Consider the following 24,920-nt stretch of genomic DNA (forward strand, 5'->3'; position numbering starts at 1 on the left):
GCCTTATGCATACGCATTGATGATATCATGACGAGTGACAATATGATGTTTTCCTTCACCCAAATCAACCAATACGGCAGGAATTTGTTTATTGATTTTTTTTGCAATTTCATCAATTGCAGTATTTTTTGCAACAACCGGTAAGGCAGGCAACATAACTTGTCCCAGCGGTTTATTAATTAAATCACTGTTCTCAATAATTTGCTGATATAAGGTGGTGTCATCAACAAAACCAACAAATTGATTGTCTTTAGTAACCGGTATCTGAGAGATGTTAAATTTTTTCATTTTTGCCACGGCGTGAGAAACCAATTCTTCAGTACCGCAAGTGATCAATTCTTTATCTGCATGTTTTGCAACCATATCAGCTGCATTTTTTAATCCTTCATCCAGAAAACCTCTTTCACGCATCCAATCATCATTAAACATTTTGCCAACATATCTGCTGCCGTGGTCATGGAATAAAACAACAACCAGATCACCTTCTTTGAATTTATCTTTTAACTGAAGAACACCGGCCAGCGCTGCACCAGCAGAATTCCCTACAAAAATTCCTTCTTCACGTGCTAGTCTGCGTGTCATGATGGCGGCATCTTTGTCTGTTACTTTTTCAAACAAATCTATCACATCAAAATTTACATTTTTTGGCAAGATATCTTCTCCAATTCCCTCTGTGATATAAGGATAAATTTCATTCTCATCAAAAATACCGGTCTCTTTGTATTTTTTAAAGACAGATCCATACGTGTCAATACCATAACATTTCACATTAGGATTTTTTTCTTTCAAATATTTTCCAATGCCTGAAATGGTTCCGCCGGTACCAACACCAACAATAAAATGCGTTATTTTACCATCTGTCTGATCCCATAATTCAGGTCCGGTTTGCTCATAATGTGCCTGGGTGTTAGACAAATTATCATATTGATTTACGTACCATGAGTTAGGAATTTCTTTAGCCAGTCTGCGTGAAACAGAATAATATGAGCGTGGATCATCAGGCGCAACTGCAGTTGGGCACACAATAACTTCTGCTCCCACCGCACGAAGGATATCCATTTTTTCTTTGCTCTGTTTATCATTCAACACGCAAATGAGTTTATACCCTTTGATAATGCAAGCCAAAGCTAACCCCATTCCGGTATTTCCAGATGTGCCTTCAATCACGGTTCCACCCGGTTTGATTAAACCTGCTGCTTCAGCATCTTCAACCATTTTAAGTGCCATGCGGTCTTTCACTGAATTGCCCGGGTTAGTAGTTTCAACTTTAGCCAACACAGTTGCTTTAATGCCTTTAGTGATTTTATTCAACTTGATGAGTGGAGTATTACCAATAGTCTCCAGTACATTATTAAAAACTCTCATGAAAATATTTTTGTTGAACAAATGTACGAAATATCCCATCCAATGGGAGAGGGACAAAAAAAAGAGGCTCGTTTTACGGAGCCTCTTTCAGTGAGAATGACTAATACTTAGAAGTAGAACATCATATAAAGTGAACCACCAAAGTTGTCAGTATCAATAGTTAAACCTTTACTACCGGCAATGGTAGTTTCTTCAGTACGTGTTGTACCAAGACCAAGGTCAAATAATTCTACAGTTGAAACACGCTCGCTGGTTGCGCCATACAAAGCACCCCAACCGAACTCAGTTCCAAGACAAATTTTTGGTAATATGTAGTACTCAACACCGATGAAAGCACGGATACCAGCACCACTGTAGTTTCCACCTTTATCAGAGATGATACGTGTTCCTTCAGGATTTTCTGAAGCCACACCACCCCAAGGGAACCATACAGTAGATGTAGGAGCCATGTTGCCAATGCCGTAACCATTACCATAGGCATATTCAGCAGAAATACCACGTTGGAAAGTATACATTACTTCACCACCGTAAATTCCGCGAAGACGGTTTTTACCTCTTCTGAATTCATACCCTGCAGCAATTGTATAATACGATGACTGAGTTGAATACGTGTCCATTACCAATGAATCAGGTGATGTTGCACGGTCATTATATACATAGTTGTTGTAAGTGTAATTGTACTGACCGATGCGCAATTGACCACGCACCGCGTTATCATCAGACAACATATATTTTCCAAACAGCGTGTTAGCTGCCCAGTAGTCAACAAATTTATTTCCGCCAATGAAGGTGTTACTGTTGTTGCCATTGAATGCGTTTCCGACAAAATATAATACCGGAAGAGCATTCATACCAACACCCCATTCACCTGAAACGGGAATCATATCTACTCCGTTTTTATTCTGAATCTGCTCATTTTGTGCAAATGATGCAGCAGAAAAAACCAGAGCAAGGGATACTCCAATTATTTTTTTCATACTGAATTTTTATTGAATTGATGAATATTTTGTAATCTCTTACCAGTTATAATCGTAATCGTTGATAACCATAGCACCTTTGTAAATTGTAACGGTGTCATTAGGTAAAGTATAGATATAACGCTCTTTATCAACAGTAGCTGGACCTGTTATTTGATCGTATGAAAAATCATTAAACATTAAAACTACATCAATTGGAGTGTTATAACATTGTACGTTTGACAATGTGTAAACACCACCTGAACCAATAGTGGTAGTATAGATAATATCCGGATAATCATAACCAGCATCTGGAGTTGGATCTAAATCAGCGCCATCAATAACAGCAGTTACAACTGTACCTGATGGAGCAAACTCAGGATTCCACTGATAACCACCTGAAGAGTTAGTGTCATTATAAACATCTAAATCTGCTGTAATAATACCTGTTAGGGTAGCGGTTCCTGGTTCAGAAGGAGCAACAGGCTCTTCTTTTTTACAACTTACAAACGCAATAGCGCTTATAGCAAGCGCGGCAAAAATCTTTCTTTTCATAACAAAAATTTAAGTTAATACAAGGGCAAATGTACGATTAATAAGGAACTTGTCAAGACCAAGTTGGCATTTTATGGGACAAATAATGTTGAAAACACCCTGAAATGCCTGTCAATTCTATGCGTGCAGAAGATGAAAATTAATCTGCAATGAGTTTCTTAAATCTAACACGTTTAGGTTCGGTATCACCCAATCGTTTTTTACGGTTTTCTTCATACTCAGTATATGAACCTTCAAACCAGTATACTTGAGAATCATTTTCAAAAGCTAGAATATGCGTGCAGATACGATCAAGAAACCAACGGTCGTGAGAAATGATTACGGCGCATCCGGCAAAACTTTCAATACCTTCTTCTAATGCGCGAATGGTGTTTACATCTAAATCATTCGTTGGCTCATCAAGTAATAACACATTGGCCTCCGTTTTCAGTGTCATAGCAAGATGCAAGCGATTGCGTTCACCGCCTGAAAGCACACCGATTTTTTTATTCTGATCAGCTCCATTGAAATTAAAGCGACTTAGGTAGGCGCGTGAATTTATTTTCTGTTTACCAATTTCCATAAATTCTGTTCCGCCGGTTACCACTTCAAATACTGTTTTTTCAGGATCCATGGATTTGTGATCTTGATCAACATACCCAATTTGTACAGTCTCTCCTACTTTGAATTCTCCTTTATCAGGTTTCAATTCATTCATGATCATTTTGAAGATGGTGGTTTTACCTGCCCCGTTAGGCCCAATGATTCCAACAATGCCGTTAGGAGGTAAAGTAAAATTCAAATCATCATACAATACTTTATGTTCAAATGCTTTGGCAACATGAACGGCTTCAATCACATTTGTTCCAAGACGTGGACCATTTGGAATTGGTAGTTCCAGTTTTTCTTCTTTTGTTTTAGAATCTTCACTGAGCAATTTATCATAATTAGCCAAACGAGCTTTATTTCTAGAGCGGCGAGCAGATGGATTTGTTCTCACCCACTCCAACTCACGCTCCAATACCTTTCTTCGTTTGCTTTCTTGTTTTTCTTCTTGTGCAAGGCGTTTTGTTTTTTGCTCAAGCCATGATGAGTAGTTCCCTTTCCACGGAATGCCTTCACCGCGATCTAGTTCAAGAATCCACCCTGCAACATTGTCAAGAAAATATCTGTCGTGGGTAATAGCAATGACCGTACCGGGATAATTCTGAAGGAAATTTTCAAGCCATTCAACTGATTCTGCATCTAAGTGGTTAGTGGGCTCATCTAATAAAAGAATATCAGGATTTTTCAGCAATAAGCGACACAAAGCAACCCGGCGTTTTTCACCACCAGATAAAGTACTGATCAATTGTTCTTCCGGCGGACAACGCAAGGCATCCATCGCTCTTTCCAATTTGGTATCTAAATTCCATGCGTCTATCTGATCAATGCGCTCTTGCACGCGGGCTTGTCTTTCAATGAGTTTATCCATTTTATCTGCGTCATTCATGATGGCTTCATCCATGAATGCATTGTTAATGTCTTCAAATTCTTTGAGCAAATCAACTGTTTCCTGCACGCCTTCTTGAACAATATCTTTTACCGTTTTGGTGCCATCCAGTTCAGGTTCTTGCGGTAAATATCCGATACTGTAATCTTGATTAAAAACTACATCTCCTTGATAAGATTTATCCAATCCTGCAATAATTTTTAACACGGTAGATTTACCTGAACCGTTCATCCCAATGATACCAATTTTTGCACCGTAGAAAAAGGACAGATAGATATCTTTGATAATAGGTTTTCCGGTTGGTGTTAATTTGGAAACACCCACCATAGAGAAAATAATTTTTTTGTCGTCAGACATAGTATTGATATTGAATTAGATTTTGGCTAAAAGATTTTTCAAAGTTAGCAATAGCGGTGGTTTATCATGCAATCAGGTTAGAAATTATTCTGATGAGGTTTGAAGATATTTGGTGAATCACGCTTGTCAATAATTTATAAAAATAAAATTTCACAATTCTTTTATCTCAAATTTAAGCAATAGAATCTTGACTTCAATTTGGCGCAGGTCGTGACCTGCGCCAACAGAACGATCATATATTGCAACCCATCTTGTTCAATATTCATCCAATTATTTAATTTGAGTTTATGGCAAGACATCTTACAAGCAAGCGAAGAAATTATAAAATTAGGGATTTGCAACATTTACAGCAAAAAAAAAGGGAGACAAACGCCTCCCTGTTGGACTAAGAAAAAAAAACTTATTTTGTTTCTTTGAATGAGTTGATGATGTGATCCATCTGAGGTTTGAACTCATCTTTTTGATCTTTGATTGTCCAGGTAAGCACTTGATAAAATGCTTTTTCACCTTCAAATACACCAAGTTCATAGTAAACACCTACAACTCCGTTAGAGCCATCCATTTGATATCTCACGCAATCCATTCCGTTAATTTTTTCAATTTTTGGCGCTTTGGTAAGAATGTTATATTCAATTAAACCACTTCCAATAGATTCAACTGAAAGCTCAGAATAAGACAATGCATCAAACATTCCTTCAAGACCATAAGAAGCAATTTCTTCTTTAGTTTCCATCAAAACGATAACGTAATGTTCTTTAGTAACACTGCCTTCAGCACTTACCCATTCATATTGGGTTGAAGCTTCATCATTCAACTCTGAAGTAATTTCCATGTGTTCTGGAATGTCAATTTCATAGAATCCAGAATTTTTGTCGGTTTTGTATTTAATTTCACCCGAACAAGACGTAAGGCCAAGCGCAACTAAAGCAAGACCGGCAAAAAACATTTTTTTCATTTTGGTTGATTTTTAATTTATCTGACAAATGTAGAAAAATAGAATTAACTTCAAAATACTATGTCAATATTAATATCTATAGGTTGTTAAATATCAAATCAATAGGCTGACATGATTCCAACTTGAAAAATTGAATGGACTTGTGATTATTTATTGATTGGAGTTTATTTCTTTTCTTTCAGCGACAAAATCATCTGTTCCATATCTGTATTGAATTGGCTGAATTGTTCTGCAATGGTCCAGCTTAAAACTTGGTAGAATGCCCTTTTACCTTCATACACCGCAAGTTTATAATAAACATTGACTTCACCAAATGCACCACGCATAGCGTATTTTACACAATCCATTCCGTTTACTTCTATCACAACAGGATTTTTAGTGAGAATTTCATAGGAATCTAGTCCATCACCAATTGACTTTACAGATAATTCAGAATAATTCATTGCGTCAAACTCAGTGTCTAAATTATAAGATGCAATTTCTTCTTTGGTTTCATAGAGCACAATGAGATACATTTCTTTGACCTCACCATCAACCTCTTTTACATACTCATATTCAATCGCAGCCTCCTCGTTCAGTCCGGTTGCAGAACTCATGTATGCCGGCACTTTAATTGTAAAATAATCTGACTGATCAATGGTTTTCCATGCGCCTTTTCCACTGAGTATTGGTAAAGCAAAAAACATCAGTAGCGGAATAAAAAATATCTTTTTCATAAATTTTGTGATGGTATAATGAATATTGAAGTTACTCATAAATTAATACAGTACAAACTCTTTTCATCGGGTAAAAAAAAAGCTGCCAGTAATTGACAGCTTCTTCATTGAAAATAAATTCAGTCTATTTTTCTTTAAATGAATTGATGATTTTATCCATGTCAGCTTTGAACTCAGCTTTTTGTTCAGTCAATGTCCAAGTCAATACCTGATAGAAAGCTTTTTCACCTTCAAAAACGCCTAATCTGTAATACACGTTTACCTCACCCATTGAGCCTTCCATTTCATATTTTACGCAATCCAAGCCATTCACTTGAACTACTTCAGGATTTTTAGTTAGAATTTCAAAAGAATCAAGCCCATCACCTAAAGAAGTTGAAGAAATTTCACCGTAAGACAATGCGTCAAATTCTTCATCTAAATCATAGGATTCAATTTCTTCTTTAGTTTCCATTAATACGATTACATAATGCTCTTTTACCGTGGTACCAACTTGTTCAACATATTGATACTGGATACTTGCATCACCATTCAAACCGCTTGCAGCCTCCATGTGACCAGGGATATCAATATCAAAATAACTGTTTGTACTTACTGTTCTGAAATCTGAAGAACCGCTTGTTTCAGTTGTTTCATCTGAGGTTGACTCAGTAGTAGAAGTAGTAGATGTAGAGTTGGCATCAGAAGAGTTGCCACACGCAAAGAACCCTAAAGAGATAATGGCCAATGCGCTGATTTTAATAAGTTTCATTTATCGGAGAGTTTAAAATTACGGGCAAATGTAATTAAAAAAGAGGACGTTAAATTCAATCAAATACAATTTAGTACGTGCAGCTTACCAAAGTCATCAAACAATTTTGAGTACTTTCGCAACGCAGAGTCAAGATAAACTGTCTGCAATAATAAAACTCAAGATCACACAACAGGTATGAGAATAGCACTTTTTGGCTACGGTAAAATGGGAAAAGAAATTGAGATGATTGCCTTGGAACGCGGTCATCAAATTACCCAACGCATCAACAGCAAAAACCCGAAAGAAAACCTCAATTGCGCCGATACCGATGTAGTGATTGAATTTACTGCACCTGAACATGCCTTAGAAAATATTCGCTTTTGTATTGATCATCAAATGCCGGTTGTTGTTGGAACGACAGGTTGGTATCATGCATTTGATGAAATTAAAAAACTCAATGTGCAAAAAAACGGAAGTCTGCTTTACGCTACCAATTTCAGTTTGGGAGTGAATTTATTTTTTGCACTGAATAAATATCTTGCCGGATTAATGAAAAATTATCCGGAATACAGCGCCGGCATGACAGAAATTCATCACACCCAAAAATTAGACGCACCTAGCGGAACCGGTATTACCCTAGCTGAACAGTTGATTGAAATTCACCCTAAATACACCAAGTGGGAAAACGTTAAAAAAAGTCAAATCAATCAAACTGATGCACTTTCTATAGAGTCATTACGTTTACCCGACGTGCCCGGCACACATGAAGTAAAATATGAATCACCTATTGACACAATTGAAATAAAACATACTGCACACAACAGAAAAGGATTTGCATTGGGCAGCGTAATTGCCGCTGAATGGCTTGCCGGAAAAAAAGGTATTTTTACCATGCAGGATGTACTAAACTTAAAATAAATTATTGAATGAGCTATCTTGGTTTTATCATTGGATATTTAGTAATCTGGCTTACTCCGGTAGCCGGACTTTGGCATAAAGGTTTTGGAAGAATTGAAAGAAAAAGTACCGATGCTTTCATTCCGTTCTACAACTATTTCAGTTTGCTGCGCGCGGTGAAATTACCTTGGTATTGGGCGATCTTTCTAGCATTCCCCGGCATTCAGTTTATCATGTGGGCTTCACTCAATGTTACTTATATCCGCAAGTTTGGAAAGTTCAGTGTAAAAGATACTATTCTTGGTATCATTTTTCCGTTCCCTGTTTTCTGGAAAATTGCCAAAGATGAAAAATGCACCGCACAACCTGAAACCAATTGGGACGTTGCAAAACAAGTTGACGCGCGCACACCGAGTGATCACGTAGCTTTATTTTTTGCTTTACCGGTTATCGGCCATCTTATTGTATACCCGCTTTCACTTGCCGGTTTCAAGCGCAAGGCCGGAAAAAAATCTATGATCAAAGAATGGGGTGATGCCATACTTTTTGCCGTTGTGGCAGCCAGCGCAATTCGTACTTATGTTTTTGAACCTTACAAAATTCCTACCGGTTCAATGGAAAAAACATTGCTCATTGGTGATCATCTTTTTGTAGATAAATTTGTTTACGGGCCACGTCTGCCAATGACGCCTTTTTCTTATCCAATCGTGCATAATAGTTTTGCTCCATTGCTCAATGTAAAATCGTATGTTGAGTTTCAAAAAATACCTTATACTCGCATGCCGGGAATCAGATTTGTTGAGCGTTATGATGTAGTTGTTTTCAATTTTCCGGCGGGTGATACTGCAATCAATGATCCTCGCATGCCTAATGGATTGATTGGACATACGTATGAACAAATTTTGCGCAATGAAGCTTTCCTGATTTCAGCACAAGAAGGTCGCAGTGTGAATTACTTTGAAGAACACTACGAAGCATATCTTGACGCGGCCAGAAAGCGATTCACAGAAAAGAATAAAGTTTTATCTGCCATTGTTGATGAAGAAGATATCAAACGCGGTTACACGAAAATCGGAGGTTTGCTTGAGCGTCCGGTAGACAAGCGTGAAAACTATATTAAGCGTTGTGTGGGTATGCCGGGTGATGTGATTGAAGTTGTGAATCAAGTTTTATATGTAAACTCTCAACCGGCTAAAATATTTGAAGGATTGCAAACAAGCGGAGATCCAAAAAACAAGGGGTTTTATCAGACCGTGATTAATTCCGGAATGCCTGACGTGCATCGTTTCACTTACTATCCTATCTTCCCAAACAACCCACAATATGATTGGACAGAAGATAATTTTGGTCCATTACAAATACCAAAGGCGGGAGATGTGGTGCAACTTGATCATAAAACATTGCCTATTTATCGTAGAATTATTACGGCTTATGAAGGGCACACCCTTGCAGAAAAAGCAGATGGAATTTATATTGACGGTGTAAAAACAAGTACCTATACCATTCAACAAAATTACTACTGGATGATGGGTGACAACCGCAACAACTCAGCTGATTCACGCTTTTGGGGATTTGTGCCTGAAGATCATATTGTAGGACACGCCTCATTTGTATGGTTATCTGTTGATCAAACCAAAGGAATGTTTGGCGGCGGCATGCGCTGGAGCAGAATGTTCAGTGGTATTGAATAGATCATTGACATTTGTTTGATTGGTTAAACATTTTGATAGTTTGAATTACTGAGACTTATCGTTACTGAAAATGTTAGTTGGATTTGTAGGATGGACAGAGTTCATTTATTGCATAATAATCAGTTCAAGTCTATTTTTGATGACTCACATTTAATAGGAAAATTGCTCAATTTCTTTTATCTTTGATAATGTTATTGCTATGGAACTAAGAGTTAACCTCACATATACCCAAATTCTAAGTCTTATTGAACAATTGCCACAACAAGAAATTTCAAGACTTAGAAAAATTCTGTTGTCAGAAAAAAAGAAAATTCGGAAATCGAGTTCACTAAAACAACTCATTCTGGATGCGCCCACTTGGACTAGTAAAAATGTTAAAGCATATAAAGAGGTACGAGAACAAATAAACAAATCAAGACTTGCGTGATACTGCTAGATTCATCCGTTCTGATTGAATTATTCCGCAAAAAAAATAAGGAACAAACTCTATTTTTTAATCTTTTACAAGACCACGATCAATTGGCTATTTCAGTAATTACTCACTATGAAATAGGAATTGGAAATCAACCTGGACATTTGGAGTACTGGAAAAAACTCTGCAATAATCTTACTATCATTCCATTTGATGAATCATGTACAGAAACCGCTATTAAAATTTATAGATCTCTGATTAAGATTAACAAGAAAATTGATTTAGCGGATATTCTAATTGGTGCTACTGCCCTTGCGTATGATTTACCCATTGCAACTCTCAACATCAAAGATTTTGAACGCATTCAAGGTTTGCACATAGTGAAATAACTCAATAAATACTTTCCTCAATAGGCATCAGACCTTATTAAAACATAAAACAAGAAATCAATATTGAAGCTATACCTTTAACTTTTTCATAATATTGGTTTTCGAGATTAGAATCATCAATAGTCCAAAACACAAAAAAAACCGGACAATAAATTGCCCGGTTTCATGTAAAAAATTTCAATTCAGTTATAAGTGTATCACCTCACCGTAAGCAGCAGCGGCGGCTTCCATGATGGCTTCACTCAAAGTTGGATGTGGGTGCACAGTTTTAATTAATTCATGGCCCGTAGTTTCTAATTTGCGTATGGCAACAATTTCAGCAATCATTTCAGTCACATTCATTCCAATCATGTGTGCGCCTAAAAGTTCACCATATTTTGCATCAAAAATCAATTTGATAAATCCATCATTTGCACCTGCTGCACTTGCTTTTCCGGATGCTGAGAATGGGAATTTTCCAATCTTCAATTCGTGGCCGGCAGCTTTTGCAGCTTTTTCGGTCATGCCTACTGAAGCAACTTCAGGCGAACAATAAGTACAACCCGGTATATTGCCATAATCAAGCGGTTCAACATGCATACCAGCAATTTTTTCAACGCAAATAATTCCTTCAGCTGATGCAACGTGTGCCAGGGCCGGACCTTTTACAATATCACCAATGGCATAATATCCAGGTATATTGGTTTGATAATAATCATTGACAATTACTTTGCCTTTATCTGTAGCAATACCAACATCTTCTAATCCTATTCCCTGAAGATTGGTTTCAATACCTACTGCTGACAATACAATATCGCATTCAATTTTTTCTTCACCTTTCGCTGTTTTTACTTTTACAACACAGCCTTTACCTTTTGTATCAACAGACTCAACAGAAGATTCAGTCATGATTTTTATGCCTTGTTTTTTGAATGATCTTTCTAATTGTTTTGATACTTCTTCATCTTCAACCGGCACAATGTTTGGCATAAATTCAACAATGGTTACCTCAACACCCAACGTGTTGTAGAAATAAGCAAACTCAACACCAATTGCACCTGAACCAACTACTACCATTTTCTTTGGTAATTCAGGCAAAACAAGTGCCTCACGATAACCAATAACTTTTTTACCATCCTGCGGAAGATTTGGCAATTGGCGTGAACGGGCACCGGTTGCAATGATCACCGCTTTAGAAGCAGATAATTCTGATTTAGCACCTTTCTCATCAGTGACCTCTACTTTTTTTCCTGCTTTTACTTTTCCGGTTCCTTTGATGACATCAATTTTATTTTTCTTCATCAGAAAAGTTACTCCACCACTCATTTTATCAGCAACACCCCGACTGCGTTTTACAATTGATGCAAAATCAGGTGTGGCATCTTTCACCATGATACCATAGTCTGAAGCATGTTTCATATACTCAAACACATTGGCACTTTTCAATAATGCTTTGGTTGGTATGCAGCCCCAGTTAAGACAAATACCACCCAGTTCAGCTTTTTCAACAACAGCTACTTTCATTCCAAGTTGTGAAGCTCTGATTGCAGTAACATAACCGCCAGGCCCACTTCCGATAACAATAATATCGTATGACATAGTTTGAGTTTATTAATAATTGAGCTACGAAATTAAGCATTCCTATTTAAAAAGGAACACAGGCAGATAAAACAAGTAAACAAGGGAAGTCCTTGAGATTATTCGTCTTTCCATCCTTGCCATGGGTCATGGTCTCCTTTGCGTATATCACGCAACATACCAAGGGCAACAATGCCCGCAATGATGAATGCAATAATTGACCACGCGGAAGTTTCTCCCCAAAGCGGATGCGTTTCATAAACCAGTGTGAGTGATCCACCAATAACTAATGATGCTACCACCATGGCTGATACAATTTGTTTGGTGACACGGTTGATGGTGTGAATTAAGGGATCAATTCCCTTGTGCCGCAAATCAACTTTAATTTCTCCGGTATTAATTTTTCTGATTGCATTTTTAAGGTCTCGCGGAAATTCCTCCATGTAATTTCCAAATTCAAATATTCCGTTAAGAACCTTTTTACCCATTTGTAAAGGAGACCATTTTTTGGTGATTGTTTTTACCAGGTAAGGTCTTGATAGTTCCAACATATCCAATTCAGGATCCAGATTCCTGATAACTCCTTCAATAGTAACTAATGATCTCGCCAGTAAAAAGAAATGAGGTGGAATTTTTAAATCATGTTTTACAATAACGTCTTTCAACTGCAGCAGCACCGTACTCATTTCATTGGCGTGCACCCCTGCAATGGAATAGCTTTCAACAAATTCATTGATATCAAACTCTAACTGGCGCATGTGTTTGATGCTCACCTGATCAGACAATTGCATGAGTGAGTTAATAATTTTTTTGACATCTTTATTTTTTACGGATAAAAACAAGTGCCCAAAAATTTCAACATCACGGGGTAAAATACTACCCATCATACCAAAATCAAGATAACATATTTCACCTGTTTCAAGCAATAATAAATTACCCGGATGTGGATCAGCATGAAAAAATCCATGTTCAAAAACCTGTTTCAGATAGGAGATTGCAAGCTTGCGAGCAATAAGTTTTCGGTCATGTTTGTTTGCATCAATCTGATCAAGTTTTGAAATTTTATATCCTTTGATAAATTCAAGCACCAAAACACGCGGCGTGGTATATTCACGATACACTTTTGGAGCATGAATAAAACGTGAATCCTGATCAGTGCCTGAAAAGTTATTATAGAAACGTTGAGCAGAAACTGACTCATGTATAAAATCAAGTTCTTTGAGAATACTTTCTTCAAAATTTCTCACTAAGCCAACGGGGTCAAAGCTGCGCACCGAAGGCACACGGCGGTTAAGAATTTCAGCCACGGTGTACATCACTTTAATGTCTTCAATAATAATTTCAGTAATACCCGGCCGCTGAATTTTAATAGCAACACGTTCACCCGTTTTCAATGTAGCTTTATGCACTTGCGCCATGGATGCTGAAGCAAAAGGCTCAGGCTCAAACCAGGCAAACATTTCATCTGTACTTTTTTTGAGTTCTTTCTCTACTACTTTTCGCGCAATTTCACCTGACAAAGGAGGCACATTATCTTGTAATTTTTCAAACTGCGTAATCAAATCCAATGGTAATAAGTCAGGACGGTTACTTAATATTTGACCAAACTTTACAAAGGTGGGACCCAACTCTTCACACACCAAACGCATTTTCTCATACTTGGTATAATGAGTGGCTGATTTGATAAATGATTTGGGGATGAGTTTTCGTATCCAGGAGAATCGTTTTTGCTCTTCCATGTACGAAACTAAATCATCAAACCCATACTTAACAAACACGCGGAGTATTTGATTGTATCGTTTAACTGACCTGTAACGGCGGGCTATGGATGAAAATAAACTCACTGTTCTTGTTCGTACCGGTTTAGACGTGCTTCAAGCAAAGCAATTTGTTTTGCTAGATCTTCAATTTTAGTATTGAGTTTTGCAATTTCATCTGTGTGAGCAATGTTTACTTTTTCATAAAACTTGGTAACCATCTCACCAATTTTTGCTTCCATCTCTTCTTTCACTTCATGCGCTTTAATGGCAATTTTTTGCAAAAATTCTACCTCATTTCCATCTTCATCGCGGGTGGTTGAACTCATGAAAGAATTGATTTTGTCTTTCCCTTTATCTGCCATGTTGTGCAGTTTTTCCATCAACTCTTTATCTTTTGACATCATGTAGAGATTTGACGAAAGTGTCAATAACTCTACCAGCGTTCTGGCTTTCATAAGCTTATTTTTTATTAATACCTAACAAAGATACGTTTCAAGATGCCTTGTGCAGCCACACATGAGAATAATCATCAGAGTTGCAAACAAATGTTACCTTTGTGCCCTTACGGTTTGTACGAAGAACCATTAATTTTGTTAAGATTTCTGCACGATTATGAAATTAGACGCTCCTGTTTCAGGTATCATGACCACCAAGGTAAACACGGTACAACCTGATCAAAAATTAGTTGACATCAAACATTTGTATGAAAAAACACCATTTCATCACCATATTCCGGTTGTAGAAAACAAAAAACTGGTTGGTATGGTGAGTCTGGTTGATTTCATGCGTGCTATTGGTAATGCCGGTTTGAATGATGAAGAACAAGTGTATCAAACCCTCAGGGTAAAAGATATTATGTCAACCAAACCAACCACTGTCAAAGCAGACACCCCTATTGGAAAAGTTGCAAAAAGTTTGGTAAAAGGTGAAGTACATGCTTTTGCCGTAACCGAAAGAGGCGCGTTGAAAGGGATTGTCTCTTATACAGACATCATCAAATACTTGCTCAGGGTGCTTGACTAATACCGCTTTAAAATTCCCTTATTTGCTGAATAGCACGGATTTTGTACCTTTATTCATAGAGTAGCGCTGATAAGCTCTGCTTTTTTTGAATACAAGTTTTGGTTTACTAATCATGCGTTGCATTTACATTTTACTTTTTTTCTTTTCTATCAACTTGACATCCGTTGCTCAATCAACCGGTAAGAAAATGTATTTTGCGGTGGGCTTATTCACTAGTGCGCATTCTCAGTTACTAACTTATGCTATTGTCACATTTCGTGATGGAGTATGCACCGGAGCACAAATACTTTCTGAACAGCAGTTCATGTATCAGGCAATGGGTTATTATCCTAGTCTTGCAAATCCAGAAAAAATTAATTTGTTTGAAATAAACGGAGTTGATTCCTGCTTTTTGTTGCACAACGATTTAAATAAAATTTGCGGATACTACGCAAAACCTTTTACCTTACTCTGGAAATTAAGATTTTATGAACATCCCATGCTATTTGATTCTCCCGGTTGGAGTCAGGGACAATACAAGCCTTCTAAATATCAAATGAAAATATTGACAGAAGAATATGGTGTTGGTAATGTACTTACTGATTATTTTTACGGCGATTCATTATACAAAATTTTGCGTGATGTTCAAGATGCAGCGTGGATTGAATCTTATAAATACGCGGTACCCGATACAACTTCACAAGTAAACAGCAACGGACAACCCTGAATGGCGCAGACAAAAAATCCAGATAAAAAAACCATTGACCGCCTGGTGAGCATAAGGCGCAAACATCATGATCAACGATCAATGGATGAATTATTCCGCATGATTCGTAAAGGAGATAAAACAGCCTTGTCAACAGCCATTACCATTTCAGAAAGTGAGCGTGAAAAAGATCAGCAATTATCTGACGACTTGCTGAGAAAGTGTTTGAAATATACAGGCAAATCTGTTAGAATAGGAATTACCGGAGTGCCCGGTGTTGGCAAAAGTACATTCATTGATTCATTTGGATCCTATTTAATCAGCATCGGAAAAAAAGTAGCGGTACTTGCCGTTGATCCAAGCAGTGAAAAGTCTGGCGGCAGCATTTTGGGTGATAAAACTCGCATGAACAATTTATCAGTAAATGAGCGCGCATTTATTAGACCAAGTGCAAGCAGAGGTTCATTGGGTGGTGTTGCACATCATACCCGTGAAAGTATTTTATTGTGTGAAGCAGCAGGGTATGATGTAATTCTGGTTGAAACAGTAGGTGTAGGACAATCAGAAACGGTGGTAAAATCAATGACTGATTTTTTTCTCTTGTTGATGCTATCAGGTGCGGGTGATGAATTGCAAGGAATAAAAAAAGGCATCATGGAGATGGCCGATGCAATTATTATCACAAAAGCAGATGGTGATAATGTAAAAAAAGCCAATCTTGCTCGCAGTGAATACATGAATGCTTTGCATTTGGCAAGACCCAATGCCAATCAATGGACACCGCGCGTTGAAACTAGTAGCGCACTCACAAGTAAAGGCATGGACACGTGTTGGAATATCATTTCAAAATTTATTGAAACTACTTCAGGCAACGGATATTTTGATAAGACAAGAGAAGAACAGAATAAATATTGGATGCATGATGCCGTAAAAGATATCATTGTACATTCATTTTATGCAAATAAAAAAATTAATTCCGCAATTGCCAAATTTGAAAAAGCACTGATCAGCGGAAAAATCACATCAAAACAAGCCGCAATCAAGCTGGCTGAAATATTTCTCAATGGAAAAAAGAACATTTAAATTAAAGAAAGACAGTCCGTTTATTGAACTGGTTAAATTATTAAAAATTGAAGGCATTGCCGGCACCGGTGGCGAAGGTAAAGTGCAAATTGAAGAAGGTACTGTATCCGTCAACGGACAAGAAGAATTTCGGATACGCCGCAAATTATACGCGGGAGATATTGTACAAACCGGACCCGTAGAAATAGAAATTGTTTCTTAATTTCACCTGACAATTCAATATCACATGGATAGCAACGAAGAAAGATTTGCCGCACAAATTAAAGCCATCGTATCAGCCGGAGAAACGAATGACACTTTAGAAGAACGACCACTCACCCTGTCAGAGTTGAAAGAATTAGCCATCAGCATGGGCTTGAATGAAGAGCAATGGCAGGCACTTTTAGTGAAAGCACAAAAGCATCTCAAATTGGCAGACGATCATCTCAAAGCCAGAAATTATAAAGATGCCGTGCTTGAAGGTGAGCAGGCAGTAGCCATTAATCCCTACCTGACAAACTGCAATGCCATACTTGCCAAAGCCTATATGATGATGTGGCTTGAAGACCATAATCCATCAACACGTGAAAAAGCAGAATACTACGCACGTAAAGAATTGTTGGTTGATCCTCGTGATCAGCAGGCCGTGATGGTATTGAGTACTATTCAAAAAAAATCAGGCGTGCTGGAAAAAGACAATAAATCACGCAAGAAATTTTACATTCTACTTGGCGTTGTTGCAGTTGTTCTATTGATCATCATTTTTTTTTTAGTTAGTGCAGCCAATAAAAACAATCAAGAGGCTGAACAAAATCAACAAACCTCAGAGTACAATCAAATTCGCGATCAGTTAATTGAAGCAGAAGAAGATGTTGCTTCCAAACTTGATTTAGTGCAGGTTGCCATTGATCAACGCAACAGCATGCTGCCTGATTTATTCAGTGCTGTTCAACAATCTCCGGCTGAACTTACAGTGTTAGATTCCACCATTCAAACTTTACAACAGCAAATTAAAAACAGTGAAGGTGAAGAAAAATTTCAACTTGAAAATTCACTTTCAGCTAAAGTTGATGAAGCAAAAAATATCGTGAGTCAGCTTGGTGAAAAATCTGCCGTTGAAAAACTTTTGGTACAAATTGAAGGTTCAGAAAACCGGATAGCTTTTGAGAAAAAAAATTACAATGAAGCGGTAAAAAAATATAATATCCTGGTGAAAAAACATCATGATCAATTTCCTCAGTACGAAATAAAACCTTATTACAATGAACAATAAAATACATGTCCGATTATTTTCACGAATTTGGTTACTGATAGTTTTCATATCAGCATTCAGCCAACATGGTTTCAGTAAAGATAAAACGTATGCACCGGAAGATCTTCCTCAACCGGTTTTTGATTCAGTGGGATTTATCATTGATCCGGCAAAAAAAATAATTGAAGAATGGTATCTAGAAATAATCAACACGCGCGAAACCTATTATTTTCCGCGATACATTGAACCGGTTTGTGTAAGAGTTGATTATATAAAATCTCCTGAAGACCCTGAAGCTTATGCTGACCGTTTAATTGAATTATGGGATCTTGAAAATAAAACCAACGGACGTTTTGTTTTTCAATTGCAATGTAAATCCAAACAAGCAGTTGTTTATCGCATAGGTTCACGATTAAAGTCATTTTTCAAGACTGATTTTCTCAGTGAAACAGCGGCAGACATTATTGAAACACATTTAGCAGGCAAAGCAACCGGCACCGGAGATTTTGTATCAATTCAAAAATTGGGTGAGCATATATTTGAAGAAATTGCTTTTGATGCAAAAATTCTCAATTATGACGGAAATACCGGTGTTCATTCACAATATCCCAACAAAGTTGAACGCTCTTATGGAGAGCTAAAGACCATGAAAAAATCATTCTATCAGGATGATGATCCCATTTTCACCGGAGAAGTTTCAACTGCATTCAGCAACAATAGCACAGATGAAACCATCACCTATTCTGACAAAAATTATTTTGATGGATTAGTAGATAAACGCGTGAACATGAATTATGCCCGCATCAACACCGACGGTGTAATTTCAGATTATAAACAAGTAGAAAATCCAAGAGAAAAAGACAATGGTTCAGTGACTGATCCGCACTTTATGCTGGACACCTTTGCCATTAACATGATTAATGATTTATTGGATACGCTTGAGTTGAAAACCGGCTTTCAAGTGGCAGTTGTATGTCTCAATTCAATTGGTGATAATGATCCGCATGGATGGGGAACAGACTTGTTCAACCACTGGGGAATTGGTCAGAAAGATCTTGATAATGGTTTACTCATATTGGTAATTAATGATCAACATGCTGTAGAATTTATCACCGGTCGTGGCACTGAAACCATTTTGACAGATGGAGATTGTTATGACATTCAGCAAAATGAAATGGTACCTTATTACAAATTGAATGACTATGTAACGGGCACCATACGTGGCGTGCAGGCAACATGTGATTTTCTTTACGGCACTCCTCCACTCTATTCTTCTGACACAGGATATGATGATAGTGATTACACCTTTGATGAGTATGAATATGTTTCAGAGCCTTTCCAATTTTTTGAATCAGGATTTTTTTATTTTTTACTCTGGTCAGGTGGATTGATGACAGCAGCCTGGATCATTGCCATTATATTTTCTTTCTCGGTGCGTGACCCATACAAACGCTATCATATCATGAAATTTTTCTCTTTGGGAATTTGGCCATTTGTAATTCCAATACCATTTGTTGTGCTATATTTTTTGACTAAAAGTATCATGGAACGCTGGAGAAATACCGTTCGCTTCAATAGTGAAACCGGAGAAGAGATGCATAAACTGGGAGATCATGAAGAAGATAAACATCTAAGCCAAGGACAGGAAGTTGAAGAGAAAGTAAAATCAATTGATTATGATGTTTGGGTAACAGCTGACTCAAAACGTGTAATGATTTTGTCATACAAAAAATGGTTCACCAAGTATAATAAATGCCCAAGCTGTTCATTCAAAACATATTTTAAAGAATATGACAGAACGATAACACCGGCAACTTATACATCTAGCGGAACAGGAGAAAAAAAATATAAATGTGAAAATTGCGGACACTCAAAAATAACTACCTATGTGATTCCTAAAAAAACGAAGTCATCATCAGGAGGCAGTTCATACGGCGGTGGCGGAGGCTATAGTAGAAGTTACAGTAGTGGCGGAGGCTCATCATTTGGCGGTGGAAGTTCGCGCGGTGGTGGAGCGGGTAGCAGATGGTAATGGGGATTCAAATCATACCTATTTAAATTCCTGCGAAGGTATCGACCTGTTCTACCGGCCTAAAATAAAAACGCAAGGCCACTTTTCAAATTGAAATGGTTCTTTCTTCCATGCGTGCAATGGACGTGTGATGATTTTCTGATGTTCTCCTGTAATATCATACGCAATGGTGAGTTGCATATCACCCGGAATATTTTTCAAAATTTCTGCAAAGATAGCTTGGTTGCGATAAGGTGTTTCAATAAAAATTTGCGCATATCCGCTTTTAGAAATTTGTTGTGTAATGTTTTTCAACGTCTGGTGTAAATCATTTTCTTTTTTGGGAAGATAACCGTGAAAAGTAAATCCCTGACCATTGAGTCCGCTTGCGGCAAGCGCCATAAATACTGAGCCGGGTCCAACAAGCGGAATAACCTCTACACCTAAACGATGTGCCAATTGAACCACCGTTGTTCCGGGATCAGCAACACCCGGGTATCCTGATTCAGACATCAAGCCAATATCTTGTCCACTGAGTAAAACCGTTTTCAATTCATTATCTGCAGTATAATTTGCATGCTTATCTAATTCAAAAAAAACAGAATCATCAATTGGAAAATCTGAAATCAATCCGCGTAAAAATTGTCTTGCAGTTTTGAGTTTTTCTACAACAAAACAACGCATGTTTGCAATCAATTCACGATTATAATCAGGAATAACTTTGTGCAGTGTATCATCACTTATTGGCACAGGGATAATATATAATTTTCCCTTACTCAACATATCGTGCAATGATTTGATCAGTAGCTTCATCAAGCATATCAAACACATCTTGAAAACCATCATCACCGCCGTAATAAGGATCAGGTACTTCACGATTTTCACCGGGATACACTTCGTCCAAAATAAGCTTAACTTTTTTTATATCATCTTCATTCCTTGCCAGTGAGAGAATATCTTTTTTATTATTTAAATCCATGGCATAGATCAAATCAAAATCGTCAAAATCATCTACACAAAATTGCCGTGCGCGTAAATCAGAAATATCCATTCCATTTCTCACCGCTGTCATTCGCATGCGGGTATCAGGTGCTTCACCAATATGGAAGTTTGATGTTCCGGCAGAATCAGTAAGGATGTCTGTATTTTTCATTTGTCTGAGTTTATGCCGCAAAATACCTTCAGCAATTGGTGAGCGACAAATATTGCCCAGACAGACCGTTAGAATTTTCATGCTTAATTTTTTTAACTCGAATCATTAGTCTTGCTATTTATTTTCTAAGGATAAGTGAATAATCAGAACTTTTCAGAGTGCAACACAAATCCGCGTAACTATATGGTGTGATACTCTTATTTTTTTTTATTCTTCAAAATTTTCTTTCCATCACTATCCAGTTTTCGTTGTAATTTTTTCACGTCCTCTGCCGGACGGAGATTTTCAGGTATAATACCTCTTTTGGTTAGCATTTCACGTACAGCTTTGCTATTGTCGATATGTTCCTTCTCAATGGGAATATGACTCTTCAGGTCTTTACTCTGTACATTGAGGCTGGTCATTTCTGCGGCAAGGTCTTTAGCTTTTATCCCAATCGTTGGAAGAAAGTCAGCAACAGGACGATTATCCGGAACGCCCATTTTTTTCTTTAACTGCAAAGTTGTAAGTCTAAAAAGTGCCTGATCACCTTTGGATCGAATTACAGCAAACCCCTTGTCATCAACACCTCTTTCGTAAAGTATCCCCGAAAGATTTTTTTCCGTCACGCTAAGTTTCTCCCGCGCTTTAACTCTTTCAAAGTCCAAGATGCGTTGTTCAACTATTTCTGCTTTGCGAGTCTGCACTGCAAAATAGTTCTGTGCAAATGCAATTTCTTCTTTCCGGCTATCGCCATTTTGTGCAATCAGATAACAGGCGTACCGTGTAAGTATGATATCATCTATTTCCTTTTCTGCTCCTTTTCCCAATGAGATCATTTTCCTGACGTCAGGAAAATGATCTGAAACCTTTTCACCAGCGTGTTTGCATGATTCCTTGGCTTTGTCAATTACATTTTCAAAATTTTCCCATTTTGCATACCCAAGTAAGGATTGAAGTTCTCTGGCACTCCAGCATTCAACACCTTCTATCTCTGAGGCAGCAACCTCAAACCTTTCAAAGAGTTCAAGTATTTGTTCTTTTTTCATTACACAGTCGAAAGTTATTTTTTTTTTCGAATTCAATTCGGACTAGAGGTTTACTAAGTTTTCCTTTTCTTTTTCTTAGCAGCAGGGAATAAGATATTGTTGAGAATAAGCCGATACCCCGGTGAATTTGGATGCAAGCTCAAATCAGTTGGCGGATCACCAACAAAATGCTGATAATCTTCGGGGTCATGTCCGCCGTAATAGGTCCATGTTCCTTCACCAAATTCTCCATGCAGATAGCGAGCTGTACCAAGCGCTTTATTATCGCCCATAATCAGAACATCAGGTCTGATAAATTCAGTTCTAAAATCTGTTGTTTGCCCCATGAATCCATTGATTTCAAGGGTGTGATTCTGACACAACATAGTAGGCACGATATCCCATTTAGCAGAAAATTCAAACAGAAAAAATTTATCAAGACTTTCACCCAAAGCACGATGATCATCAGATCCGTCAATATCAGAATACTCATATTCTAAAGGATCTTTCACGATGGTGTAGTTATGGAAAGCAAATCCTTGATAGTAATCCAGTTTTGACTGATAATCAGGTTCAGCCGCATCATAATCATAAATCACATCACAAATATCTGTATTGTAAGCAGCCAATGCGATATCATAGCTGTCAGTTCCTGAACACATGGTAAAAAGAAAACCTCCGCCGGCAACAAACTCTTTTATTTTAATTGCCACGCTTAATTTCATGGCACTCACTTTAGCATAGCCCAACATTTTTGCAGAAGCTTCTGACTCTCTCACTTGTTTTTGATACCAGCCAGCAGTGTGATAATTTTTATAGAATTTTCCGTATTGTCCTGTGAAATCTTCATGATGTAAATGCAGCCAATCATATTCAGGCAATACCCCCATCACAACAGCTGAGTCATAAATCTCAGTATACGGAATTTCAGCATACGTTAAGACAAGCGTCACTGCATCATCCCAAGGTTGTTTACCACCCGGGGTATACACGGCAATTTTTGGTGCTTTTTCTAATTGCACCACTTCCATGTTGACTTCAGGTTGTGCAATTTCAGATTTGATTTGCTCTACTTTAGAATCAGGTATAATTTTATACGAAACACGAGACAGAATTAAATCTTCTTCAATACCCATATCTTGAGGGAATAAAAAACTTCCGCCGCGATAATTGAGTAACCATTCCATGATAAAACCTTTATCCAATGCACGGTATGCAACCCCATAAGCCCTGAGGTGATCAGTTTGGGTTTCATCCATTGGCACAAGAATGGTGGCAGAGAAAGCGCCTTTTCCGAAGAACAGAAAAACGAGGAGCAGCCCTTTACTAAAAAGGCGGATCATCTTGAGATGTTGTAAGAAAATCATCGTCATCCTGATTCATTTTACTTTTAACGGTGATGGTAGCAACATTGTTGCTTTCAAAACCGGTATTTGGTTTAAAGGTACCGTAAACTCCGTTATCAAATGCGTCTAGGTTATCAAATTTAGTAAGTTCCTTCACAAATTTTAACCGCACAGTATCTAACGAACCGTTTCGGTGTTTAGCTACAATAATCTCGCCAATTCCTTCCGTTGGCATTCCGTTTTCATCTTCAATGAGACCGTAATACTCAGGGCGATAAATAAAACAAACCATATCGGCATCTTGTTCAATTGCGCCTGATTCACGTAAGTCAGACAACAAAGGTCGTTTATCACCTCCGCGTGTTTCAACTGAACGACTCAACTGAGACAGCGCAATAATTGGTACGTTCAACTCTTTTGCAATTTCTTTGATAGAGCGTGAGATGGTAGAAATTTCTTGTTCACGATTTCCGCCTTTGCTACCGGCAGACATCAATTGCAAATAGTCAATGATAACGAGTTGAATGTCGTGTTGCATTTTCATTCGACGACATTTTGCGCGCAATTCAAAAATTGATAATGCAGGCGTGTCATCAATATAGATAGGCGCTTCAGTTAATGCGCTGATGCGTGAATGTAACTGGTCCCAATCTTCTTTAGCTGAAAAACCTTTGCGCAATTTTTCTGACGCAATGCCGGTTTCCATTGCCATGAATCTTTTTACCAATTGCACGCTTGACATCTCAAGAGAAAATATGGCCACCGGTTGTTTAAACTGCACCGCGGTATTGCGTGCCATAGAAAGTACGAAGGCCGTTTTCCCCATTCCGGGACGAGCCGCCAACACAATCATATCTGAGCGCTGCCAGCCTGATGTTATTCTATCTAAATCAGTAAACCCTGACGGAACACCGCTGACACCATCTTTATTCTCGCTTGCTTTTTCAATTTCCTGAATGGCCTGATGCACGAGATCATTTACATTCTGATAACTTTTTTTCAGGTTACCTTCTGCAATTTTGAATAGTCCGCCTTCCGCATCTGACAAAACATTGAATACATCTTTTGTTTCGTCATACGAATTTTTGATCACTTCAGTAGATACTTCAATGAGAGACCGCAAGATAAATTTTTCAGAAATGATGCGGGCGTGATATTCAACGTGTGCTGCAGAAGCGACTTTATTTGTTAGTCGGGCAATATAACCCGGTCCGCCAACTAATTGCAATTCGGCTTTTTTTCTCAGCCGTTCAGTTACGCTGAGGATATCAATATTTTCAGAGCTGGCAAATAATTCAAGAATGACAGCAAAGATTTTCTGGTGTTCAATTTTGTAAAAACTTTCCGGTTTGAGAATGTCAATAGCATCGTTGACTGCATTTTTCTCAAGCAGCATGGCACCCAGCACTGCCTCTTCCACATCAACAGCTTGCGGAGGCAACTTGCCCAACTCATTCACAGCCTGAATACTTTGGCTTACCAATGAACGACGTGGCGCAGGTTTTACCGGTTTGTTTTCTTCCATATCTCACAAATATAGGGAAATGGGAAGGGGGATGCCAGAAGA

At 37.9% G+C, this 24,920-nt stretch carries 24 protein-coding genes; 9 read left to right on the plus strand and 15 right to left on the minus strand.

Going from position 1 to position 24,920, the window contains the following annotated elements:
* Positions 1 to 3: 3 nt before the first annotated feature.
* From IPH66_10330 to IPH66_10360, 7 genes are all read right to left on the minus strand, one after another.
* Positions 4 to 1,365, minus strand: coding sequence for a pyridoxal-phosphate dependent enzyme (locus IPH66_10330; GenBank protein ID MBK7129743.1), 1,362 nt, complete (start codon positions 1,363 to 1,365; stop codon positions 4 to 6).
* 107 nt (positions 1,366 to 1,472) lie between these two features.
* Entirely contained in the window at positions 1,473 to 2,342 is an 870-nt protein-coding gene (locus IPH66_10335; protein MBK7129744.1) for a hypothetical protein, read from the minus strand.
* Positions 2,343 to 2,381: 39 nt separating this feature from the next.
* Entirely contained in the window at positions 2,382 to 2,876 is a 495-nt protein-coding gene (locus tag IPH66_10340; GenBank protein ID MBK7129745.1) for a hypothetical protein, read from the minus strand.
* A gap of 139 nt (positions 2,877 to 3,015) precedes the next feature.
* Positions 3,016 to 4,704 carry an energy-dependent translational throttle protein EttA gene (gene ettA / locus IPH66_10345; GenBank protein MBK7129746.1) on the minus strand — a complete coding sequence of 563 codons (1,689 nt, stop codon included), beginning with the start codon at positions 4,702 to 4,704 and terminating at the stop codon, positions 3,016 to 3,018.
* Positions 4,705 to 5,104: 400 nt separating this feature from the next.
* A complete protein-coding gene (locus IPH66_10350; protein ID MBK7129747.1) occupies positions 5,105 to 5,659 on the minus strand; it encodes a hypothetical protein in 555 nt (184 codons plus the stop codon).
* A 164-nt stretch (positions 5,660 to 5,823) separates the two neighbouring features.
* A complete protein-coding gene (locus IPH66_10355; GenBank protein MBK7129748.1) occupies positions 5,824 to 6,375 on the minus strand; it encodes a hypothetical protein in 552 nt (183 codons plus the stop codon).
* Positions 6,376 to 6,499: 124 nt separating this feature from the next.
* On the minus strand, positions 6,500 to 7,126 hold the full coding sequence (locus tag IPH66_10360; protein ID MBK7129749.1) for a hypothetical protein: 627 nt from the start codon (positions 7,124 to 7,126) through the stop codon (positions 6,500 to 6,502).
* Between the two features lie 177 nt (positions 7,127 to 7,303).
* On the opposite strand from IPH66_10360, the gene dapB reads away from it, so the two are divergent.
* The 3 genes from dapB to IPH66_10375 all read left to right on the plus strand — a co-directional run bounded on the left by dapB (position 7,304) and on the right by IPH66_10375 (position 10,497).
* Complete coding sequence (gene dapB, locus IPH66_10365) at positions 7,304 to 8,026, plus strand: 4-hydroxy-tetrahydrodipicolinate reductase (GenBank protein MBK7129750.1); 723 nt, start codon at positions 7,304 to 7,306, stop codon at positions 8,024 to 8,026.
* Positions 8,027 to 8,034: 8 nt separating this feature from the next.
* Entirely contained in the window at positions 8,035 to 9,696 is a 1,662-nt protein-coding gene (gene lepB / locus IPH66_10370) for a signal peptidase I (GenBank protein ID MBK7129751.1), read from the plus strand.
* 423 nt (positions 9,697 to 10,119) lie between these two features.
* The gene (locus tag IPH66_10375; GenBank protein ID MBK7129752.1) at positions 10,120 to 10,497 is read left to right on the plus strand and encodes a type II toxin-antitoxin system VapC family toxin; all 378 of its coding nucleotides are present in this window, start codon (positions 10,120 to 10,122) and stop codon (positions 10,495 to 10,497) included.
* A gap of 186 nt (positions 10,498 to 10,683) precedes the next feature.
* Here the strand turns inward: IPH66_10375 and lpdA are convergent, their stop codons facing one another.
* From lpdA to IPH66_10390, 3 genes are all read right to left on the minus strand, one after another.
* A complete protein-coding gene (gene lpdA / locus IPH66_10380) occupies positions 10,684 to 12,075 on the minus strand; it encodes a dihydrolipoyl dehydrogenase (protein ID MBK7129753.1) in 1,392 nt (463 codons plus the stop codon).
* A 98-nt stretch (positions 12,076 to 12,173) separates the two neighbouring features.
* Complete coding sequence (locus tag IPH66_10385) at positions 12,174 to 13,832, minus strand: AarF/ABC1/UbiB kinase family protein (protein MBK7129754.1); 1,659 nt, start codon at positions 13,830 to 13,832, stop codon at positions 12,174 to 12,176.
* Between the two features lie 62 nt (positions 13,833 to 13,894).
* Complete coding sequence (locus IPH66_10390) at positions 13,895 to 14,269, minus strand: hypothetical protein (protein MBK7129755.1); 375 nt, start codon at positions 14,267 to 14,269, stop codon at positions 13,895 to 13,897.
* Between the two features lie 157 nt (positions 14,270 to 14,426).
* Between IPH66_10390 and IPH66_10395 the strand changes: the two genes are divergently transcribed.
* The 6 genes from IPH66_10395 (at position 14,427) to IPH66_10420 (ending at position 19,868) form a co-directional block, all read left to right on the plus strand.
* Positions 14,427 to 14,837 (plus strand): CBS domain-containing protein, encoded by a 411-nt coding sequence (locus IPH66_10395; protein MBK7129756.1) that lies wholly within the window; start codon positions 14,427 to 14,429, stop codon positions 14,835 to 14,837.
* A gap of 112 nt (positions 14,838 to 14,949) precedes the next feature.
* On the plus strand, positions 14,950 to 15,543 hold the full coding sequence (locus tag IPH66_10400) for a hypothetical protein (protein MBK7129757.1): 594 nt from the start codon (positions 14,950 to 14,952) through the stop codon (positions 15,541 to 15,543).
* On the plus strand, positions 15,544 to 16,605 hold the full coding sequence (meaB, locus tag IPH66_10405) for a methylmalonyl Co-A mutase-associated GTPase MeaB (GenBank protein MBK7129758.1): 1,062 nt from the start codon (positions 15,544 to 15,546) through the stop codon (positions 16,603 to 16,605).
* A complete protein-coding gene (locus tag IPH66_10410) occupies positions 16,586 to 16,807 on the plus strand; it encodes an RNA-binding S4 domain-containing protein (GenBank protein MBK7129759.1) in 222 nt (73 codons plus the stop codon). Before meaB ends, IPH66_10410 begins: the two co-directional genes overlap by 20 nt.
* Before the next feature lie 24 nt (positions 16,808 to 16,831).
* On the plus strand, positions 16,832 to 17,857 hold the full coding sequence (locus IPH66_10415; GenBank protein MBK7129760.1) for a LemA family protein: 1,026 nt from the start codon (positions 16,832 to 16,834) through the stop codon (positions 17,855 to 17,857).
* Positions 17,847 to 19,868: a TPM domain-containing protein gene (locus IPH66_10420; protein ID MBK7129761.1), complete on the plus strand. Its 2,022-nt coding sequence runs from the start codon at positions 17,847 to 17,849 to the stop codon at positions 19,866 to 19,868. Before IPH66_10415 ends, IPH66_10420 begins: the two co-directional genes overlap by 11 nt.
* A gap of 51 nt (positions 19,869 to 19,919) precedes the next feature.
* Here IPH66_10420 and IPH66_10425 read toward each other — a convergent pair whose 3' ends face one another.
* The 5 genes from IPH66_10425 to dnaB form a co-directional block, all read right to left on the minus strand.
* Positions 19,920 to 20,660: an SAM-dependent methyltransferase gene (locus IPH66_10425; GenBank protein MBK7129762.1), complete on the minus strand. Its 741-nt coding sequence runs from the start codon at positions 20,658 to 20,660 to the stop codon at positions 19,920 to 19,922.
* Positions 20,620 to 21,081, minus strand: coding sequence for a low molecular weight phosphotyrosine protein phosphatase (locus IPH66_10430; GenBank protein MBK7129763.1), 462 nt, complete (start codon positions 21,079 to 21,081; stop codon positions 20,620 to 20,622). The genes IPH66_10425 and IPH66_10430 overlap by 41 nt, the downstream gene beginning before the upstream one ends.
* A gap of 116 nt (positions 21,082 to 21,197) precedes the next feature.
* Positions 21,198 to 22,028 carry a DNA damage-inducible protein D gene (dinD, locus tag IPH66_10435; protein MBK7129764.1) on the minus strand — a complete coding sequence of 277 codons (831 nt, stop codon included), beginning with the start codon at positions 22,026 to 22,028 and terminating at the stop codon, positions 21,198 to 21,200.
* 53 nt (positions 22,029 to 22,081) lie between these two features.
* On the minus strand, positions 22,082 to 23,350 hold the full coding sequence (locus tag IPH66_10440; protein ID MBK7129765.1) for an asparagine synthetase B: 1,269 nt from the start codon (positions 23,348 to 23,350) through the stop codon (positions 22,082 to 22,084).
* Positions 23,334 to 24,878, minus strand: coding sequence for a replicative DNA helicase (gene dnaB, locus IPH66_10445; GenBank protein MBK7129766.1), 1,545 nt, complete (start codon positions 24,876 to 24,878; stop codon positions 23,334 to 23,336). Before dnaB ends, IPH66_10440 begins: the two co-directional genes overlap by 17 nt.
* Positions 24,879 to 24,920 lie beyond the last annotated feature (42 nt).

It is taken from the genome of Crocinitomicaceae bacterium (assembly GCA_016708105.1).
Classification (GTDB): Bacteria; Bacteroidota; Bacteroidia; order Flavobacteriales_D; family Crocinitomicaceae; genus JADJGJ01.

Excerpts from the sequence above, each read along its gene's own strand:
- IPH66_10340 (MBK7129745.1), bottom strand. The coding sequence starts at position 2,876 with ATGAAAAGAAAGATTTTTGCCGCGCTTGCTATAAGCGCTATTGCGTTT.
- IPH66_10425 (MBK7129762.1), bottom strand. The coding sequence starts at position 20,660 with ATGAAGCTACTGATCAAATCATTGCACGATATGTTGAGTAAGGGAAAA.
- IPH66_10360 (MBK7129749.1), bottom strand. The coding sequence starts at position 7,126 with ATGAAACTTATTAAAATCAGCGCATTGGCCATTATCTCTTTAGGGTTC.
- IPH66_10330 (MBK7129743.1), bottom strand. The coding sequence starts at position 1,365 with ATGAGAGTTTTTAATAATGTACTGGAGACTATTGGTAATACTCCACTC.
- IPH66_10350 (MBK7129747.1), bottom strand. The coding sequence starts at position 5,659 with ATGAAAAAAATGTTTTTTGCCGGTCTTGCTTTAGTTGCGCTTGGCCTT.
- IPH66_10430 (MBK7129763.1), bottom strand. The coding sequence starts at position 21,081 with ATGAAAATTCTAACGGTCTGTCTGGGCAATATTTGTCGCTCACCAATT.
- IPH66_10410 (MBK7129759.1), top strand. The coding sequence starts at position 16,586 with ATGGAAAAAAGAACATTTAAATTAAAGAAAGACAGTCCGTTTATTGAA.
- ettA (MBK7129746.1), bottom strand. The coding sequence starts at position 4,704 with ATGTCTGACGACAAAAAAATTATTTTCTCTATGGTGGGTGTTTCCAAA.
- IPH66_10335 (MBK7129744.1), bottom strand. The coding sequence starts at position 2,342 with ATGAAAAAAATAATTGGAGTATCCCTTGCTCTGGTTTTTTCTGCTGCA.
- IPH66_10420 (MBK7129761.1), top strand. The coding sequence starts at position 17,847 with ATGAACAATAAAATACATGTCCGATTATTTTCACGAATTTGGTTACTG.
- IPH66_10400 (MBK7129757.1), top strand. The coding sequence starts at position 14,950 with ATGCGTTGCATTTACATTTTACTTTTTTTCTTTTCTATCAACTTGACA.
- dinD (MBK7129764.1), bottom strand. The coding sequence starts at position 22,028 with ATGAAAAAAGAACAAATACTTGAACTCTTTGAAAGGTTTGAGGTTGCT.
- IPH66_10395 (MBK7129756.1), top strand. The coding sequence starts at position 14,427 with ATGAAATTAGACGCTCCTGTTTCAGGTATCATGACCACCAAGGTAAAC.
- lpdA (MBK7129753.1), bottom strand. The coding sequence starts at position 12,075 with ATGTCATACGATATTATTGTTATCGGAAGTGGGCCTGGCGGTTATGTT.
- dapB (MBK7129750.1), top strand. The coding sequence starts at position 7,304 with ATGAGAATAGCACTTTTTGGCTACGGTAAAATGGGAAAAGAAATTGAG.
- IPH66_10390 (MBK7129755.1), bottom strand. The coding sequence starts at position 14,269 with ATGAAAGCCAGAACGCTGGTAGAGTTATTGACACTTTCGTCAAATCTC.
- meaB (MBK7129758.1), top strand. The coding sequence starts at position 15,544 with ATGGCGCAGACAAAAAATCCAGATAAAAAAACCATTGACCGCCTGGTG.
- IPH66_10415 (MBK7129760.1), top strand. The coding sequence starts at position 16,832 with ATGGATAGCAACGAAGAAAGATTTGCCGCACAAATTAAAGCCATCGTA.
- IPH66_10440 (MBK7129765.1), bottom strand. The coding sequence starts at position 23,350 with ATGATCCGCCTTTTTAGTAAAGGGCTGCTCCTCGTTTTTCTGTTCTTC.
- dnaB (MBK7129766.1), bottom strand. The coding sequence starts at position 24,878 with ATGGAAGAAAACAAACCGGTAAAACCTGCGCCACGTCGTTCATTGGTA.
- lepB (MBK7129751.1), top strand. The coding sequence starts at position 8,035 with ATGAGCTATCTTGGTTTTATCATTGGATATTTAGTAATCTGGCTTACT.
- IPH66_10355 (MBK7129748.1), bottom strand. The coding sequence starts at position 6,375 with ATGAAAAAGATATTTTTTATTCCGCTACTGATGTTTTTTGCTTTACCA.